The 17,584-nt window shown below is 49.6% G+C and carries 13 protein-coding genes and 2 pseudogenes; 3 read left to right on the top strand and 12 right to left on the bottom strand.

Annotated features, from left to right (window positions below; translation table 11 throughout):
• Positions 1-38: 38 nt before the first annotated feature.
• The 8 genes from ABEW73_RS10415 to ABEW73_RS10380 form a co-directional block, all read right to left on the bottom strand.
• Positions 39-1,640 carry an extracellular solute-binding protein gene (locus tag ABEW73_RS10415; protein WP_430167327.1) on the bottom strand — a complete coding sequence of 534 codons (1,602 nt, stop codon included), beginning with the start codon at positions 1,638-1,640 and terminating at the stop codon, positions 39-41.
• A gap of 86 nt (positions 1,641-1,726) precedes the next feature.
• Positions 1,727-2,623 (bottom strand): carbohydrate ABC transporter permease, encoded by an 897-nt coding sequence (locus tag ABEW73_RS10410; RefSeq protein WP_145018965.1) that lies wholly within the window; start codon positions 2,621-2,623, stop codon positions 1,727-1,729.
• Positions 2,617-3,567, bottom strand: a complete 951-nt coding sequence (locus ABEW73_RS10405) for an ABC transporter permease (RefSeq protein ID WP_430167325.1) — start codon at positions 3,565-3,567, stop codon at positions 2,617-2,619. The genes ABEW73_RS10410 and ABEW73_RS10405 overlap by 7 nt, the downstream gene beginning before the upstream one ends.
• Positions 3,568-3,971: 404 nt before the next feature.
• The gene (locus ABEW73_RS10400; RefSeq protein WP_430167323.1) at positions 3,972-5,213 is read right to left on the bottom strand and encodes a Gfo/Idh/MocA family protein; all 1,242 of its coding nucleotides are present in this window, start codon (positions 5,211-5,213) and stop codon (positions 3,972-3,974) included.
• Between the two features lie 76 nt (positions 5,214-5,289).
• Positions 5,290-6,111: a sugar phosphate isomerase/epimerase family protein gene (locus tag ABEW73_RS10395; RefSeq protein WP_430167322.1), complete on the bottom strand. Its 822-nt coding sequence runs from the start codon at positions 6,109-6,111 to the stop codon at positions 5,290-5,292.
• A 38-nt stretch (positions 6,112-6,149) separates the two neighbouring features.
• On the bottom strand, positions 6,150-7,319 hold the full coding sequence (locus tag ABEW73_RS10390) for a dihydrodipicolinate synthase family protein (protein ID WP_430167320.1): 1,170 nt from the start codon (positions 7,317-7,319) through the stop codon (positions 6,150-6,152).
• A gap of 199 nt (positions 7,320-7,518) precedes the next feature.
• Positions 7,519-8,670 carry a Gfo/Idh/MocA family protein gene (locus tag ABEW73_RS10385; protein ID WP_430167318.1) on the bottom strand — a complete coding sequence of 384 codons (1,152 nt, stop codon included), beginning with the start codon at positions 8,668-8,670 and terminating at the stop codon, positions 7,519-7,521.
• A gap of 241 nt (positions 8,671-8,911) precedes the next feature.
• Positions 8,912-9,748 (bottom strand): helix-turn-helix domain-containing protein, encoded by an 837-nt coding sequence (locus ABEW73_RS10380; RefSeq protein WP_430167316.1) that lies wholly within the window; start codon positions 9,746-9,748, stop codon positions 8,912-8,914.
• A 538-nt stretch (positions 9,749-10,286) separates the two neighbouring features.
• On the opposite strand from ABEW73_RS10380, the pseudogene ABEW73_RS10375 reads away from it, so the two are divergent.
• Together ABEW73_RS10375 and ABEW73_RS10370 are read left to right on the top strand one after the other, a co-directional pair.
• A pseudogene (locus ABEW73_RS10375) lies at positions 10,287-10,462 on the top strand (amidohydrolase family protein); the annotation flags it as partial.
• A 355-nt stretch (positions 10,463-10,817) separates the two neighbouring features.
• Positions 10,818-11,180: a winged helix-turn-helix transcriptional regulator gene (locus ABEW73_RS10370; RefSeq protein ID WP_430167314.1), complete on the top strand. Its 363-nt coding sequence runs from the start codon at positions 10,818-10,820 to the stop codon at positions 11,178-11,180.
• A 218-nt stretch (positions 11,181-11,398) separates the two neighbouring features.
• Here ABEW73_RS10370 and ABEW73_RS10365 read toward each other — a convergent pair whose 3' ends face one another.
• The 3 genes from ABEW73_RS10365 to ABEW73_RS10355 all read right to left on the bottom strand — a co-directional run bounded on the left by ABEW73_RS10365 (position 11,399) and on the right by ABEW73_RS10355 (position 16,224).
• A complete protein-coding gene (locus ABEW73_RS10365; RefSeq protein WP_430167312.1) occupies positions 11,399-12,823 on the bottom strand; it encodes a hypothetical protein in 1,425 nt (474 codons plus the stop codon).
• Between the two features lie 456 nt (positions 12,824-13,279).
• Entirely contained in the window at positions 13,280-14,626 is a 1,347-nt protein-coding gene (locus ABEW73_RS10360; RefSeq protein WP_430167310.1) for a DJ-1/PfpI family protein, read from the bottom strand.
• A gap of 911 nt (positions 14,627-15,537) precedes the next feature.
• Positions 15,538-16,224 (bottom strand): NAD(P)-dependent oxidoreductase, encoded by a 687-nt coding sequence (locus ABEW73_RS10355; RefSeq protein WP_430167308.1) that lies wholly within the window; start codon positions 16,222-16,224, stop codon positions 15,538-15,540.
• 207 nt (positions 16,225-16,431) lie between these two features.
• On the opposite strand from ABEW73_RS10355, the gene ABEW73_RS10350 reads away from it, so the two are divergent.
• Entirely contained in the window at positions 16,432-17,001 is a 570-nt protein-coding gene (locus tag ABEW73_RS10350; RefSeq protein WP_430167306.1) for a TetR/AcrR family transcriptional regulator, read from the top strand.
• 298 nt (positions 17,002-17,299) lie between these two features.
• Here the strand turns inward: ABEW73_RS10350 and ABEW73_RS10345 are convergent.
• Positions 17,300-17,584 (bottom strand): annotated as a pseudogene (locus ABEW73_RS10345) (helicase-related protein); the annotation flags it as partial.

Below are 17,584 nucleotides of genomic sequence, written 5' to 3'. Positions count from 1 at the left end.
AGGATAAACCACAGACAGGTTTATCCTTATGCCATGGATTACTTGCTCTGTGCTTTGATATCTTTATAATTCTTTATATTTTCATCCTGAACAGCCTGACCGCCGGCGTCCATATATTCTTTCACCAGCTTGTCATACAAGGCGTCGAACTCTGCCGGCTTGGCAACGACCAGCCTGTCACTCATTTGCTTGTTCATGTCACCCAACGTTTTGCCGTACTTGATACTAGCTTCGTTCGAGACGCCGTAATAGAAGCCTGTATAACCATCCGTCGTATTGATCTTGTATGAATCGACAGCCAGTTTTTCATAGCTCTGATCTCCGGCTGCTAAGGCTGCTGCGTACGTTCGGACATTCTTTTCGGTATCGCCCAGCTCTGCACCGTTTACAATTAGAGTATAATCCATATTCAGATTGCTCGTTTGCATATTTTCGCCGGTTTGCGCAATCCCTTGCGGGATGCCGTTTACAAGCTTATGGTTGACGCCTTCTTCACCAAACTGAAGGAAGAACAACACCTCCGGATCAGCCATCCAGTTCAGATACTTTATGGCCAGCTCCGCATTCTTGCTGCTTTTCGGGATGAATGAGAAAATCCCGTTTTCATTGTATATCTCTTTCAGGTATTTCCCCTCGTCGTTTTTGAAGGTATCTACAGCAACATAGTTGGCATCAGGAGCATTTTGCTTCAGTGGTTCACGAATTTTTTGTGAAAGTGGATAATCCCAGTTGGCAGCGTAGAAGCCTACCTTGCCATTGGTCACATCGGCATCCGCTTGTTTGGTTGTTTTATCCAGCGCAAAGTCGGGGCTGATCAGCTTTTCATTGTACAGTTTGTTCAGCCATTTATAAGCATCCTTGGTGCCAGGCTTCAGCCAATTGGTGGTGGTAACGAATTCCTCCTCCGACATCGGACCCCAGAACGAAGGAATCAGGTTGCCAAAGGTGTAGTTCATGCCGGAAGCCGCTGTTGCCCACGGAATGACACCATCCACATTACCCGGGTTCTTGTCACGGAAAGCAACGAGGGTATTATATAATTCATCCCGATTCGTTGGAACAGGCATTCCCAGCTTATCCAGCCAATCCTTGCGGATAAACATGCCGTTCCAAGCAATCAGAGTCCGCTTGCCTGGGATCGAGATTTGTTTGCCCTCATATTTCCCGTAGGAAAGAACTTTCTCGCCCAGATAAGACTTTAATTGCTGGCCATGCTTCTCCAACAATTCATCCAGTGTATAGAGGCCACCGCTTTTTGCGAAACGGGTTACGGTATTCCCGTCATAAGTGAAGGAAATATCAGGAGCCTCGTTGGCAGCCATCAACACATTCAGCTTATCGACTTCTTGGGAACGGGGGACAGGAACAAATTTTACAATGGCGTTATTAGGCTTCCCGAATTTTTCGTTGACATATTTGGTCCACGTGTTGTTGTTCAAGTCCGGTTGTCCCTGAATACCTCTGTCAAACACTTCCACTGTCAAGGTTGCCGGGGAACCGGAGCCCGTTTCCGATGCGTTGGACCCTTTTGATACCGTCTCCCCATTGTTATTGCCTGCGCCACCACAGCCAGCCACTCCTACGGCTAGAAGCACTGTGCTAAATAGAATTGCTGCTTTCTTCTTTATGCCCTTATACACTTTAACCACCCTTTCGTTCTTGTAATTGATTCTCTTAAATCATCCGCAAGGCCGGGATCCCCCCTTCATCATAATCTGTTTCCTCATCAACCCTTGATAGCCCCAGTCATCACACCATCCACGAAATACTTCTGCAGTTTAGGATAGATCAGCAAAATTGGAATCGTTGTAAACATGACACTGGCCGCTTTCAAAGACTCAGGGACAATATAGGAGCCGACACTTCCTTCTCCTCCTTGTTGGCTATCCAGCTGCTGATTGGCCGAAATGATCTGGTATAGCTTCATCTGCATCGGGTACAGCTCTTTTTTCGTAATGTAGAACAGCGCATCCTGGAATCCATTCCATCTGTCCACCGCATAGAAAAGGCTTAATGTGGCGATCGATGGCAACGAAAGGGGGAGCACAATCTTGATGAGAATGCCCAGATCCGAACATCCGTCAATGGCTGCCGATTCCTCCAGACTCTCCGGAAGATTGCTGAAGAAGGTTTTCAGGATGATCATATTAAACACGCTCATGGCACCCGGCAAAACCAGGCTCCAAACTGAATTCATCATGCCCAGGTTTTTAACCAGAATATAGGAGGGAATTAGACCGCCGCTGAAATACATGGTGAAGACCAACGCCGTCAAAATAAAGTTTCTTCCCTTCAGCCGCTTCTTCGTTAACGGATACGCTGCACATATGGTCAGGAACATGCATACCAAAGTGTAAAATATCGTAAGCACAATACTGTATCCAAGCGTATAAAGCATATCCATATCGCTCAATATGGTTTTGTACGTTTCTGCTGTGAAGTCTACTGGCCACAGTCCTACCTTTTGAGAAATAATCGCTTCGTTGGAACTAAAAGAAAGCGCAATCATGTACAGAAACGGTACGATACATGTGAAGGACAATGCCACGATAAATACAATGATGGCAATATCCGCTACAGTCATTTTTTTCATCTTGCCCCTATTGCTCGCCACCCTCACCATATCCCATCCTCGCCTAATTTTTTCGCAACAAAGTTTGCAGATAACAGCAGGATCAGGCCGACCACGGATTGGAACAATCCTACCGCCGTTGCCTGGGAGAAATCACCCGAACTAATACCAACTCTATACACGAAAGTACTGATAACATCAGAGTAATCGCTAACCAGTGAATTCCCCATCACAAAGGGACGGTCAAACCCGATCGAAACCATTCTGCCAATTTGGAGAATCAACAAAATATTGATGGTTGATTTAATGCCAGGCAGTGTAATATGCCACATTTTGCGAAGCCTGCTGCAGCCATCAATATCGGAGGCCTCATACAACTCCCTATTGATTCCGGTAATGGCCGCCAAATAAATGATGGTGCCCCATCCGATATTTTGCCATACGCCAACGGCAATATAAGTAATCAGCCAAGGTATTTTCCGCGACAGAAACTCGATTCTTTCAAGACCAAAGCTCGACAGGAAATTGTTGATCATGCCGCCGTTGGAAAACATCAGATAGACCATACCGCCAATAATAACCCAGGACAAAAAGTGGGGCAGATACAACACGGTCTGGGTCATTTTCTTTAATTTTGCTTGTCTTACTTCATTGAGCAAAATCGCCAGAAGAATGGGCGCCGGAAAACCTGCGATCAAGTCCAGAACATTCAGGACCAGCGTATTCTTCAATGCACGGTAGAAGCTGTCCTGCTCAAAAATAAACCGGAACACATCCAGTCCTACCCATTCACTCCCTTTAATTCCTTCAAAAATGTTGTAATCTTGGAATGCCATCACAAGGCCATAGATGGGTGCATACTTGAAAATCAGGATATACGCCATAGGCAGCAGCAAAAGAAAATATAACAGACCGTCTCTTTTGATGTAGTACAGAAAGTTATTTTTCCTTTTTGTTGTGCCGTACTTTCGGGAGCTGTCTAAAACCGCTTTCATTTTTCCCATCCCTCCGACTGTAATAAGGAGCTCTCATGTTTATCATTTTACCTTCAGGATCAAATAAAAAAATGTACTCCCTTAAATCAATTTGGTAATAACTTAAAAAGGTAGTTGTATGTAAACTGAAGAGTGAGGAATTAGTCAGGTAAAAAAATAAAGAACCAGAGACCATTTGGTCCTGATTCATTTAAATAGGTAGCATGCCTCCAAAATTACATGAAATGAAAATTTAAACCATGTAACATGGTCGGCTTCCTCTTGCAACAAGAACCCCCATCTTTAACTGTGTTGGAATCCAAAAAACAGTGAAATGTGGAGTTGCCTCGGCAAACTATTGATTTATGGTTTATCTTTAGATTAAACCACGACATTGTAAAAAGAAAAGCCCTGAAGGAACGCCTCTAATTGGTCGGTCTACCGTTATTTGAGCGCATATTGGCAGGCAGCTCGAATCGGTTGTAGCCCTCCATCCGGAACAGCCGGGTCGGCGCCGCCCAAGGAAGCGGATATTCACTGTACAGTTGCCGCTTCGCTGCCGCGTCTCTCATCTTCTCGGACAAGCTGGGCAGCAAGCGCACCGTGGAATCTCCATCCTCCCGCTCGGTCACGAATCGGCCGGGAATGGCACGAACGGCGCGAGCCGACTCATAGGCGCCGTTGGATACCAGCACGAAGCATCGGCTTGCCTTGAGCGGCGAGAAGAGTGGTTTCCCTGGGGTTTCAATCGCTTCCATCAGGTTCAGATACATGCTGCACATCAAATCGGTCGGACCAAACGCCAAATCCTCTTCGGCGTCCTGTGCGCGAATTGTCAGCTTGTTCTGGTAATTCCAATGCGCTTCCCCTCGCGTTCCGTACACGGCAATTGAAGGCACTTCGCTTACTTCGTGACAAAGCATGGCGTAAAAATGAACGCTCACACCGTTTGCCATAACGGCGCGAATACAGGAGACATCGTCCCCCTCGATGTCATTGACGTGGTAAAGCTCGGCCTGCACCGATTCCGGGTACAAGCCTGCAGCGCCCCCTCCGGCCGCCAGCAAGCTATGGTGCAGCAAGTGGGCGAACGGATTGTTGAACGTCCCGTCCAGCACATACTGGCCGTCGCTGACCAGTTTGCCAGCCCAGTGGGTTCGATCGTAGTAAGAGCGAAGCCGTTTCCACATGCCAATGCCGACCACATGCTCCACCTGCCCGAGCACACCGGAGCCGATCCTTTCCAGCAGCGTTCGGAACGCCTGACCCGACGTATTCTGGAAGTTCACCTGGCATAAGCGTCCGGTCTCCAGCTGCACCGCGATCATCTCGTCCAAGTCCTGAATCGTTACCGCCGGGGGCTTCTCCACCAGCACGTGAAAGCCCATCCGCATCACCTGGATGCACATCGGCTTGTGGGAGGAGATCGGCGTGACGATTACGACGAAATCGATATCCGGATGCAGCGTGAGCATCTGCACGTAGTCCATATAATGGACGGCCCCAAGCGCGGTCAGCTTGCCGTAAGACTCCTGATGAGCGCCGACATTCGGCTCCGCAAAAGCAGCAACCTGCAGGCTACCCTCTTTGACCAGCTTCTGCATGATATTCACATGTTCAGCGCCGAATCCCCCGATCCCGATCAGCGCGGTGCGACAAATCTTCACATTCCTTCCCTCCAAAGCTATGCCTTGACGAGCCGGGAACGATTCTCCCGGCCTGCCAAAGCTGCAAATTTATAATTCATACATGCTGCAAATAACGTTCCTTGATGCGCGTGAGCGCCTCGTCTCCCGGCATATCCCATACCTGCCGGTTGAAGATTTCTACCTCGATCGCCCCCACGTAACCGGCCGCTTCAACGGCATGACGCATCCGGCGCAGCTCGATAACGCCGTCCCCCATCATCCCTCTTCCCATCAGCAGGTCGGGTACCGGCACGATCCAATCGGAGACGTGGAAGCCGAGTATTCGCCCCCTGGCCCGCTCAATTTGCGCGTACAGCTCGGGGTCCCACCAGACGTGGAACGCATCGACGACGACGCCGACGTCTTGCGGGTCGTGCTGCTCCGCGAGCGTGTTGGCTTGCGCCAGCGTATTGATGACGGAGCGTTCAGCGGCGTACATCGGATGCAAAGGCTCGATGCCGAGCTTGACTCCGTGCGAGCGGGCGAAGGGCACAAGTTCCGCGATCGCTTCTTCGACCGTCTTGCGGGCGAAATCGATATCCCGGTCTGGCGCCGGTCCGCAAACGAGTACGAGCACATCGGTGCCGAGCTCGGCCGCTTCCTCGACAGCGCGGCGATTGTCGTCCAGCCGCTCTTTGCGCGCAGGCGCGGTGGCTGCCGGAAAATAACCCCCACGGCACAGGCTGGAGACGCGCAGGCCCGCGTCCCGCACAAGCCGCTTGCTCTCGGCGAGGCCGGTCTCGGCCACTTTATGCCGCCACAGCGCGATCCAAGGCACTTCGGCGCGAACGCATGCTTCCACGGCCTCACGCATATTCAGCCGATCGGTCGTAATCTGGTTCAAGCTGAGTCTGTCTATGGAACGAAGCGGTTCCATACTGATCCCTCCCGGATTTCAAACATCTCTATAAATGATTACGGCCGAATACCCGCTAGCGCCAAGACAGGCTTCATCCGTTCGGCGGCAAGCTCCGGATCGGCCAATAGCCCGGCCCTGTCGGCAAGCACGAACAGCTCAGCCAAATGGACAATCGAGCGCGATCCCTCCGCTCCCCCGATCATGCGGAAATGCGGTTGGCGGCCGTTCAAGTAGGCCATGAACACAATTCCCGTCTTGTAGGCGTACGTCGGCTTCTGGAAAATATGACGCGACAAGGCAACGGTAGGCTCCATAATCGCCTCATAACTGACCAGATCGCCTGCGTCTAGCGCATGAAGCGCCTGGGCGGCGGCCGGCGCGATCGCGTCGAATATGCCGAGCAGCGCATGGCTGTAGCCCTGCTCATCACCCTTGATCAGTTCTGGGTAGTTGAAGTCGTCGCCGGTGTACATCTTGACGCCTTCCGGCAATAGCCGGCGCATCTTGATTTCTTTACCGGCATCGAGCAGCGAGATTTTAATCCCGTCGACCTTGTCCGCGTTTGCCCGAATGACGCGCAAACAAACGTCCATCGCCTCGTCCAGTTCGTCCTTGCATCCCCAATAGCCGGCCAGAGCGGGATCGAACATGTCGCCGAGCCAATGCAGAATGACCGGCTGTTTCACCTGTCCCAAAATGCGCCCATACACCCGCTGGTAATCCTCGGGCCCTTTGGCGCAGGCGGCAAGCGCGCGGCTCGCCATCAGAATGACTTGACCGCCCTCGCCTTCGATGAAGCCGACTTGCTCTTCATAGGCGGCTTCCACGTCGGCGATCGTGACCGACGGTCCCGGAAACAGATGGTCGGTTCCTGCTCCGCAGGCGATTTTGCCGCCGACTGAGCGCGCTTCCGCGATCGAAGCGCGGATAAGCTCCTTCGAGCGGTTCCAGTCGAGGCCCATGCCGCGCTGCGCGGTATCCATCGCTTCCGCCACGGCCAGACCGAGCGACCACAAATGGTGCCGGTAGGCGAGCGTCGAGTTCCAATCAATCTGCGAATGATGCAGCGGATCTGCGTCCGCAAACGGATCGCAGACGACATGGGCGGCCGAGAAGGCGATGCGGCCCGTAAACGGCTTGGCCGGCACGGAGAACGAGCCTGCTTTGCCCGGAGTATATTCATACAACGCTCCCCCTGCGCGGGGGAGGAGCAGCGATTGGGTCATCTGTAGTCCCCTCCTTAAGAGGTAATTAAAAAATCGGCTTTTGATCACGAAGTATAGCTATGAAGCTTACTCAACGTCGAATCTTGAATTCAGCCGGGCCTTCCGCTACTCACGTAGGCTCACCTACGCTGCGTTGCTCAGTCCCTAGCTTCATCCAACCTTCTCGGTGCTGAAAAGCCGATTTTTTTAGTATTTATTTTTACAGGCTCAGCTTCGGCACGTCGATCCAGCGGCGTTCCTGCCACGACTGCAAGCTGAGATCGGCAAGCTGGGTGCCCTTCGCGCCTTCGAGCAGATCCCACGGAAACGGCGTGCCGATGACGACATGCTTCAAGAACATTTCCCATTGCACCTTGAACGCGTTGTCGAACGACGCGTTGTCCGGCACCTGCACCCATTGGTCGCGGAACTGGAACGGATTCGGAATGTCCGGATTCCATACCGGCTTCGGCGTGTTGACCCGATGCTGCGTCTTGCAGTCCCGCAAACCCGCCACGGCGCTGCCTTCGGTGCCGTCGACCGTAACCGTGAGCAGATCGTCGCGGTCTACGCGCACCGCCCAGGACGAGTTGGCCTGCACGATAATGCCGCCTTCCAGCTCAAATATGGCGTACGCCGCATCGTCCGCCGTGCATTCGTACGGAACGCCCTGCTCATCCAGACGTTTCGGAATATGTGTAGCGGCAAGACAGGAGACAGCCTTCACTTCCCCGAACAAATTCTCGAGAACATAGCGCCAGTGTGCGAACATGTCGACGATAATGCCGCCGCCGTCTTCCTTGCGGTAGTTCCACGATGGCCGCTGACCCTGCTGCCAGTCGCCCTCGAACACCCAATAGCCAAACTCCATCCGCACGGACAGGATACGCCCGAAGAAGCCAGAGTCGTTTAAGCGCTTCAGTTTGAGCAATCCTGGTAAAAATAGCTTGTCTTGCACGACACCGTTTCTCACCCCCGCCTCGGCGGCGATGTGGGCCAGTTCGAGCGACCCTTCGAGATCGACGGCCGTCGGCTTCTCGCAATAAATATGCTTGCCCGCGGCAATCGCCTGCTTGATGCTTTCCGCGCGGCGCACCGTCGTCTGGCTGTCGAAATAAATTTCATTGTACGGATCGGCCAGGCATGCTTCAAGATCGGTGCTCCAACGCCCGACGCCGTGGGCGGCGGCCAGCGCCTGCAGCTTGTTCTCCTGCCGGCCGACCAGAATCGGGTCGGGCATGATGACGTCACCGCCCGGTAGCGCGACGCCCCCCTGCTTGCGAATCGCAAGAATCGAACGGATCAAATGCTGGTTGGTTCCCATCCGTCCGGTAACGCCGTTCATAATAATGCCGATGTTGCGAACTGCCATCGTTCATTGCTCCCTTCGCTTCGTATAACCGTATTGTAGTCGATGCGAAACCGCTTTTCTTACGATTCTGGGAACACGATTCTCAATTTCGGAAGCGAATTATTCGAGCGAAAAACAATATCCCCCGCCGGTGCTTAGCCGATGGGGGATGAAGGGGAAATTACGTTTCTATCAATCGGCCGGTCGTCCGCTGATCGCACGTTTGTGTGCTCGTTTGTTCGTTTGACGGAAGGCTCCCTGCCTACTCGGCTTGAGCGGGCGCATTCAGCTCCCGGTACGCTTTCGGCGACAGCTTGGCGACAGCTTTGAACGACCGGTAAAACGTGGACACGGAGTCGTAACCGACCTCGAAGCAGATCGAAATAATGTCCTTGCCCGTTTCCGCCAGCAGCTTCTGGGCGACGCGGATGCGCACCTCGGTCAAATATTGCATTGGCGTCAAGTCGTACCGTTCCTTGAAGATGTTGTTCACGTGCCGCGTGCTGATGCCCAGCTTGGAGGCGATGTCCCCCGCGGTCAGCGGATCAAAATACTTCGAATCGATATAGCTGCGAATTTTCTCGGCACGCAGCTTGTTGGAGCTGGTGCCCACTCCGGTGGCCTCCGTTCCGGCCGAGCGAACCAGCAAGAGCAGCAGCTGAGACAGCTGTACTTTGAGCGAAAGCCGAACGAGCGGCGACAGCTCCCTGGACTGCTCGAACAGCATTTTCCTCAGCAACTGACGCAGCTCGCTCGCGGCAAACAATCCCGGCTTCATCAGACAGGAGGCCGGGAAATGGGCGTGCAGCAGTTGCCCCCTCATATCCGGATCGAGCACCGCCTCGTCAAACGCCAACACTAGCAAGGTAAGTCTGGAGTCGGACATGACCGAGTGGACGGAATACGGCACGATCAGCGCCGTTTCGTCGACCGCCAGCTTCCGTAATTCCCCCCCCAGCCGGATAGCGCCTTCGCCCTCCAGCACAAACAGCAGCTGGTGCGTCTGGTGATAGTGCTCGGACACGAGATGTCCCCCCGTATGCTTCTGCTCGTATAAGTCTATCGCATTCCTGGACAAGTCGATCCATTTAATCGTCACGGCGAAGCCTCCGTTTTTTAAAGCGTTTCATTTAAAGCCATTTTAGCGCGATCGGCGGCTTCGGTACAACATTTTAGAATAAACGCAGCCCGGACACCGCAAGTACCCCCAAGCTTCAGCTTTATTGCGGTCTTCAGGTCCATCTGTCCATGCTGTTCGCTCCTTTTTTCGCGGCAAAAGAATAAAGGGCGATCAGTAACGTCACATTCCTGCCTGTTAGCTTAATGAAACTGCATGGAAACATAGTTAGATATACTTATCTAATCGGTAATCGGTAGGCTCATGTTCTTGTCCTCGACTCGGGATAAGAACTTGTACCGATAAAACAAAAAAGCCGCTAATTAGCGACTTCGTAAGGGACCATGTTGTTGCCCTTCGACACCTGCGTAAAAGGAATTCCTGTTCCAATACAATCCTTGATGAAAAACGGTAGTCCCTTACTCTCTCTGGCTTGCAGAAAGTTCACAAGCGGTTAACAAAATACCTTTGAAGCAGCCTGTGAAAGGGGGGGTCTCCCTTTTCAGACTCTGCAATACACGCTCTTCAGTCGGCTACTTCCAAACCTGCCCGTTGCTTTGCTCTTCTCGATCGCGGCCGTATTACCGAAGGTGCCGCGCTGATCTTATTCTCGTAAACGGTGATCCGACCACTAATATTTCGGATACCTTGTCGATCAAATCCGTGTGGTTCAATGGTTCGCAGCAACTAGGTTAATCAGATTCGATCTCACTGTACAATGAAAACTAAAACTGCGTGCCAAAGCAAGGAGTTTTAGACCATGTTCTTGTCCCTCGACACCTTATTCATACGTCCTCTTGATTACGTATTGGCAATATTAATCACTTTGCATCATCTTCTCCTTCATTCTCTCTGCAGGCCAGCATTTCATTTTTAGCCCCCTGGTGCTATACATATAGCTGTGACTAAAAACGGCCCTAATAATGGGTCCATAAGGTTCTTGACAAACGAGCAGGGTTATAATTAATATGTGGAATGATCGATTCGAAATTCATCATAAGTAGGAAACGAACTATTCTTCGTTATTTTACCGAAAGGGATGTGTTGAAAGATGATAACGTTTAGAGACAAAACATATCGCTGTGCTTCCGAAATTGTACTCAGCTTAGTCAGTGGGAAGTGGAAAATAGCTATTTTAAACCAGTTGGCAAAAGGTCCGATCCGATTTAATGAGCTGCAGCGACTCCTTCCGGACACGACACAACGCATGCTTACGATGCAGCTAAGAACGCTTGAAAATGACGGACTCATTAGTCGCAAAGTTTATCCGGTTTCACCGCCAAAAGTGGAATACGCTTTGTCTAAGTTGGGCGAACAGTTGGCCCCCATGCTCCTGATGTTATGTGATTTTGGTTCCACCTATATCGAGAGCTTTCCCGATGAAGTATCGCACACCAATCAAAAGCATGCCTGAGAAAAAATTAGTTCAACCCGACTCGCTGTCCGTTTGCCGGTATACAACTTACTTGGAACTTTAAGAGGTACCCAATAAGGGTACCTCTTAACTTTATACTCTGAACTCACATGCTTCCTTCGTATTGGCTGGCAGCTAATACGGCCACTATCCCCCCGATCCAGGAAAGATCAATGAGCTCCATGTTCGTCGTGACAAATACACCCAATTTTTTCCACTTACAGCAATAAAAATTGCGTACCGAAGCCTTTGCCGGAAACATAAGCGGCTTCCAGCTCCTCCGGATCCCCGTTGTCCAATAAAACCACATTTTCGGGATATAGTTTCCCTAACAAAGCCCATAACACCAGTTCATTTCCGCCCGTTGCGATGAAATGGATCCCGTCCATATTCGTCACCAATCCGGAGCGGGAAAGGATGTCTGCCGCAAGGTGCCAGCTGATGGTATTCCGCTTTGCAGATGCGGTGCTGGCATCGCCGTTTCTTTGCGGCCGATACAAAAAGCGAAGCCCCCTAAAAAGTTGACCGAGATCTACTGAAAATTCGCGTTCATCCATTTCCAGGCTGAATCGCAGCGTCGTTCGAGCGGTATCGGAATATGGCAGCAACCGGGCGATGGATGGTTCATCGTAATTCTCCCCAGAAAACGAAAACGCGTCCTCTTTTACCGGTGTACCCATTCCTGCCTCGATACGAGGCGCAGCATAATAGTCGCCATATTCATAATCGAAGGAGACCGCAATTAAATCTTGCGTTGCATCTGCAGCTATCGTTTGTACCGGATGCCACTTCAGCAGATAAAGCGGGGCCGTTCGGGCCGATTCTCCCAAGCCGGCCGGCAAGACGGTCCCGAGACGGTATTGGAAGCCATAACCGGCTTGGCTTAACCCGGAGCTGAGCACACCTTGCGCATACTGAACAATCGATTTGTGCGTAAGCTTTTTTCCGAGCAATTGCGTTAAAAAGACCTCACGAACCGGCTCCAGAAAACGCAGCCCTTTAAACTCCGTATATTCCTTGACTTCAAACGGAACTTCCTCCCAATTAGAGAACGGAATCAAAGCATCTCGCAGCAAAACGAATTGGTGCAGGTATTCATTATAAATTTGCATGATCCTCGGGCCGCCATAGGGTCCCCATACTTGAGCGATGGCTTCCGGGATCAGGGAATGCCCATAACAATGGCTTCGAAATTCCAGCTTGCCAAGCGCTTCCGGACCATACTGTGCAAGCGCCCGCTTTTCTGAATTAATATCCCTGGCCCAGCTTACCAATTGTTCTCCTATGCGCACCGCTTGAGCTGTGAGCTCGACGCCAGCTTTATCTTCTAGCGCTAGAGGGCCTAGCGGCAGGGATGACACCCGTCCGGAAATCGCCAAGTTGGCCTGAAGACTGTCCAAGAGCACCGTCGGATCGTCGTTTACCGGTTCCCCAAGCTGCACCAGCATCGCCTGAAGCATCTTGTCCAGCTCCATAACGATATCCTTAGCCCGATAAATACCGGCAGGCATATTCCAATCCAATGCCTCGTTCGCACCCGTTCTGAATGAGTCGTTAGGATACTTGACAATAAGAGGCTCAATATCGATAGCCTTCCCCCATACGATTTGCTTATCTTTCAAGGTAAGTTGATATTCTTGCATGTTTTCACACCTCATCCTACAAGTTTTTAAACGATCGTACCGCTCAACGAAATCTGGATTGATCGTTCTATATGTAGGTTATCAGGTTCTCTTATGCTTGAGTAGTACGCACTTTTTTGTATGATCCGATCATTTTTGTAAGGTAGGATACATTTTGATCCTGGGATTATGAGGAGTCATCCATGATCATCAGCGGAAATATAAAAGGTCCACGACGTTTAACGCCATGTACTTATAATTTTAAATAACTAATTATCACTTCGCCGTTAGTTTAGTGAATTATTGTCGATTTTCCCGGTCCAATGGTGAGTGCGTTGGTGTATGATAGATCGCAGGCAGATTACACCAATATAATTGAAAAAACGAAAACATGATCGAGGACTGGTACATACCCAATACCTATAGCTGAGTCTCGCAAACTCATTCATCCCTCGATGCTTCATTTGCAGACGATTCCTATTTCCTGCGGATGAAGCGCCGATCGATGAAAAAAGCGATGAGCAAGGACAAGATACCGAGTAAAACAGGTACGCCAAACGATTCAAAAGAGAAGGAGTTGCCTTTCAGCTTCAGGTGGTCGGTGGCGCGATATTCGAGCCGTTTGGCGGCAAATTTCGCCGTCTGGATATCCTCTTGCTCGGCCAAATCCTCGAATGCGGGATCCATTGCAAACCGATCCGCCGCGTTGCGGTGCAGGAACAGCAGTTTCGCGCTGTGGCCGCTGTTCTTCCATTGGTTGATGTCTTCGGCGGCTGCAGATTCGGCATCGGCACCAACGACAATCATTTTCTCTAGTTTCGGCACGTTTTTTATCTGATAACGTGCGACTAGGTTTAGGCCGTGCTTCGTTACAATTGGTTTGCTCCCGCTGGAAACGGTCAACGTCGTTGTCGTACCGGAAGCGGCGTACGTATCGAATGCGGCGGACAAATCCAGTTCATCGACGCCGTTATATACCAGCACGCCCGCCTTTACTTTGTTCCATTGATAAGCGTTGTTCATTACGTATGTTATATCGCTCAATCCGGCAACGAACGGTTTCATTTGCGGGTTTATCACATACTCGTAAGAGGGATAGTTCATCTCTTTCGCCACTTTCTTCGCCGCCGCCTCGCCCAGTTGCTTGGAGATGACATATAGCGTAGCGTCGATCCCCGATGTCAGACCGGCAGAAGATATGATATTGCCTTGTGGGACGTAGCGCTGATCATTCACCCACTGGATTTCCGGATATTTTTTAATGAGTCTGCTCATGTCTCCCCAGTGCGTCGCGGCCGATTTACCGTTCAGCAAGCCAGTATCCGCCAGGTTTTCAGCCCCGTTGCAAATGGAGATCAATGTCGTCTTGGCACCCGAGTGCTTCCGAATCCACTCACGGACAGGCGTATATTTATTCTCGTCCAAAATCGGCATAAACGGAATGACGATAATGTCCGGGCTTTTGCCGAGCATCTCATCCATTTCATCAAACGAATAGTGCGGGACGACATCGAGTCCACCGGTTAGTGATTTAATTTCGCGATCGGGGGAAACGCCGTATACATTGTAAGCTTCAGTCATCGCAAACATCTCGTACGGGACGAGAAAATCGAACACTTCCGTCACTTCGTTCGCCAGAAGTACAGCCACCGTCGGTTTGTTAGAGTCATATATCGGTACCTGCAAATCCGTCATTGCAGGGGGGGCTTTATCGTAAACCGACATTCCGGCATTCATCGTATTGACGGACCCGACCGCGCCTATCCCCCCTACGACGACGACAAAAACGATGAGATAGATAATAATGCGTAATACAGTTTTCACTTGCTTCGCTCCTTCAAATTAGATTGCTTACCCATAAAATTTAACAAATCAAGATGAACAAGGCATCGGTCTGTAGTTCGGTCGAAAGGCCCGCCTAACGTTGGAGCTTCTGCTGGACCCTAGTCTGTATTCTTTTTTTAGCATGACTAAATAGGGCTATAATTTTAACAAAACGGTGACAACGCGCTGTTCGGTAATGGGCCACCGAATGACTAACGCTTCCCATTCTAGCTGAACCTTTAAAACTCAAAAAGGCATCTGCCATTGAAATTTCGAGTAGATGTCTTCATTGTATCCCTTTGTCACGATCCCAGCTAATGTAGAAGATTATGAACGCCAGGCAGATGAGTTAGCGGACGATGATGTTTTGTAGTTGCACATACCTTACACTGCCTTATTTAATACCAAAGAGAGCCTATCCCTTTATTAATTGGAAATTATTAATCTCCAAATAAAAGTGATAGGCTTACTTTATTTCTCCTAATGACTACACTACATTAGACTAGATTTGTTGAATCTACACGTATTTCTTAACCTCTGTCATCCCCTTCACCAATGAATGAATAAGCGAAAGACCCACATGCACACAATTGATGATGGATGCAATCGCGTAACGTTTTGCGTTGCTCGCTATGTTCCCGCGATATCCTGCCCGTTAGATTTATTTGGATAACGATGAAGAAAAACCAGCTTCCGAATTAATTAATTCAGAAGCTGGTTCTTACATGACTCGTTTCTGGATCAAAACTCCAATTACAATACTATGCAGTACAATCGCAGCATTGAGTCAGATTTTTGTGCTAGTTCGCTCAATCTGAGATTCTAATACGTCATATAGAGCAAGTTTAGAGTTTGTTTTATCCAAGTTGCCCTGCTGAGCGTTTGGCTGGGAAGACTTCTTCCATATATGATTATCGTCCAACATTAACGAACTTCCTTACCCAGGTTGGCTCACTCGTCGCTGCCCGTACGAGGCAATCAGCACAGTCTGAGAAGGTAATCGGCAGGAATGGAGTGATGCGAGCTGATGGACCTGCCGTATATTTCAAAGTGGCAGAAACGTCACGAAGTCCGACCGGTCGTACAATAACCCAATCCAGATCGCTCCGTTGCACCGCACGCTCGGCCATGGCTTTGTCCTTGATCGCCTTCGAGAAAATGCGCTGGTGAATGCGCATTGCCCACCGATTGACTGCGGAAAGTTCTTTCCCGTCGGTCAGACCAATGCCGCTCTGCATGACTAGGCGCTTAACTCCAGCACGCTTACAGGCCGCAAGGATATTCGGAATTCCCTCCGACATGACGGTACCCGGCGAGAAGTTTGCCGCAAGCATATTCGGGATTCCCTTCGACATGAAAGTCCCCGGCGGGAAGTTTTTGGTTGGACCTATGCAACTGATTACCACATCTGTACCGGCAATGGCTTTGGCCATACTCGATGCGTCGAGTACATCCCCCTGCCGAGTGCTAAGCCGCTCTGCGGGGGGAATGACTTCAGGCCGGCGAGCCACGGCTACAACCTCATGCCCCAATTCAAGTGCCCGCTCCATCACTTTCCTTCCAGTTCCCCCTGTTGCTCCAATAATTGCAATTTTCATTGAAAAGTTCCCCTTCGATTGGTGATCATGATTAAATCCATCCCTTTATATACACATAAAATGCACATTAGTATATTAAGAAACAGCTATGTATAATTGTAAACAGAAATAGAAATTCAACAATTATTAAAATGGCAGATTCCGTGTATTAGTTCACAAATCCCTTATCATTGTGTATTTATTTTCAGGAAAGCTGGTGATTCTCAAGTGTCAAAGATAGATCGAAGGATACGCAAATCCCAAGAAGCCATAAAAATGGCTGTTATTGAACTGATGATTGAAAAAAAATTTGATCAGATTACGATACAAGATATTTCCGACCGGGCAGATGTTAGCCGAAGAACCATCTATCTTCATTACATGGACAAATTTGATCTTCTGGATAAGCTCATCAAAGAACATATTGACGAGATGCGGGACATTTGCGATACAACAGTCGATGATGTCGATTATACAGATATGGGGTTGTTATGGTTCGAGTATTTTGAGAGTCATTATTTATTCTTCTCCGCGGTGCTGGCGAGTAAAGGAGGCTCTTTTTTCCGCGATCGATTTCTTAAGTTTTTCCTCCAAGAGCTAGAGAAAAAAGAACCCGAAGGGGGCAATCAAGGGATAACTGACGGTGAGCATGTTGATATTCAATTTTTAGGAGCGGCTATCGTAGGGGTAGTGGAATGGTGGTTCAAGAATGGAAAACCTCACCCTCCTTCCTTCATGGCGGGGCGGTTGGGGTCATTGCTTGAACGGAATCTTGAAGCTGATTTACCGCTTGCATGATGGAAACTTCCAAGCAATAATACGGAAATTTCTATATTTATTTCATATGATTTCTACACGTTTCACTTTAGGACTTATTTTCGCCGTAATCGCAATTGTTGTATCACTTTTCATTAAACGTTCCAAACAAAAACGGCTGGATAAACAACAAACACAAACCGCAGGATAATTAACCACAAAAAAAGCAATGGATCTCTCCACCGCTTTTTTTGTCGCATTTATGGTAGCAAAACACCAATCGAATCAGGAAAAACGGCTATCTTAGACCTCGGCCATCGTAAATTAAATTAAATTATCAATGGACTTGTACAAAGTTTTCTTGACCTATGCGGTGTACACGGTCGGTGGCTTGATTTTCAACTGCTGGGTTCCACCAACGATCAAAATGTATAACATGGTTAGCTGCTGTTAGGTTCAAACCGGCTCCTCCAGCTTTCAAGGAAAGAATAAAAATAGGTGTTTTTTTGTTTTGGAAATCATCCACCATCTTCGTCCGTTCTTGTTGTAAGGTACTACCGTTCAAGAATAGAACGTTGACATCAAATCTTTCAATTAAATGTTGTTTTGAGACTCCCACGGCTAA

The sequence above is a fragment of the Paenibacillus lautus genome (assembly GCF_050482385.1).
GTDB classification, from domain to species: Bacteria; Bacillota; Bacilli; order Paenibacillales; family Paenibacillaceae; genus Paenibacillus_AQ; species Paenibacillus_AQ lautus_B.
Note: the sequence above shows the minus strand (reverse complement) of the source record. Positions and strands in the feature narration are given on the sequence as shown.

Excerpts from the sequence above, each read along its gene's own strand:
- ABEW73_RS10385 (WP_430167318.1), bottom strand. The coding sequence starts at position 8,670 with ATGGCAGTTCGCAACATCGGCATTATTATGAACGGCGTTACCGGACGG.
- ABEW73_RS10410 (WP_145018965.1), bottom strand. The coding sequence starts at position 2,623 with ATGGTGAGGGTGGCGAGCAATAGGGGCAAGATGAAAAAAATGACTGTA.
- ABEW73_RS10405 (WP_430167325.1), bottom strand. The coding sequence starts at position 3,567 with ATGAAAGCGGTTTTAGACAGCTCCCGAAAGTACGGCACAACAAAAAGG.
- ABEW73_RS10370 (WP_430167314.1), top strand. The coding sequence starts at position 10,818 with ATGATAACGTTTAGAGACAAAACATATCGCTGTGCTTCCGAAATTGTA.
- ABEW73_RS10355 (WP_430167308.1), bottom strand. The coding sequence starts at position 16,224 with ATGAAAATTGCAATTATTGGAGCAACAGGGGGAACTGGAAGGAAAGTG.
- ABEW73_RS10365 (WP_430167312.1), bottom strand. The coding sequence starts at position 12,823 with ATGCAAGAATATCAACTTACCTTGAAAGATAAGCAAATCGTATGGGGG.
- ABEW73_RS10390 (WP_430167320.1), bottom strand. The coding sequence starts at position 7,319 with ATGACCCAATCGCTGCTCCTCCCCCGCGCAGGGGGAGCGTTGTATGAA.
- ABEW73_RS10395 (WP_430167322.1), bottom strand. The coding sequence starts at position 6,111 with ATGGAACCGCTTCGTTCCATAGACAGACTCAGCTTGAACCAGATTACG.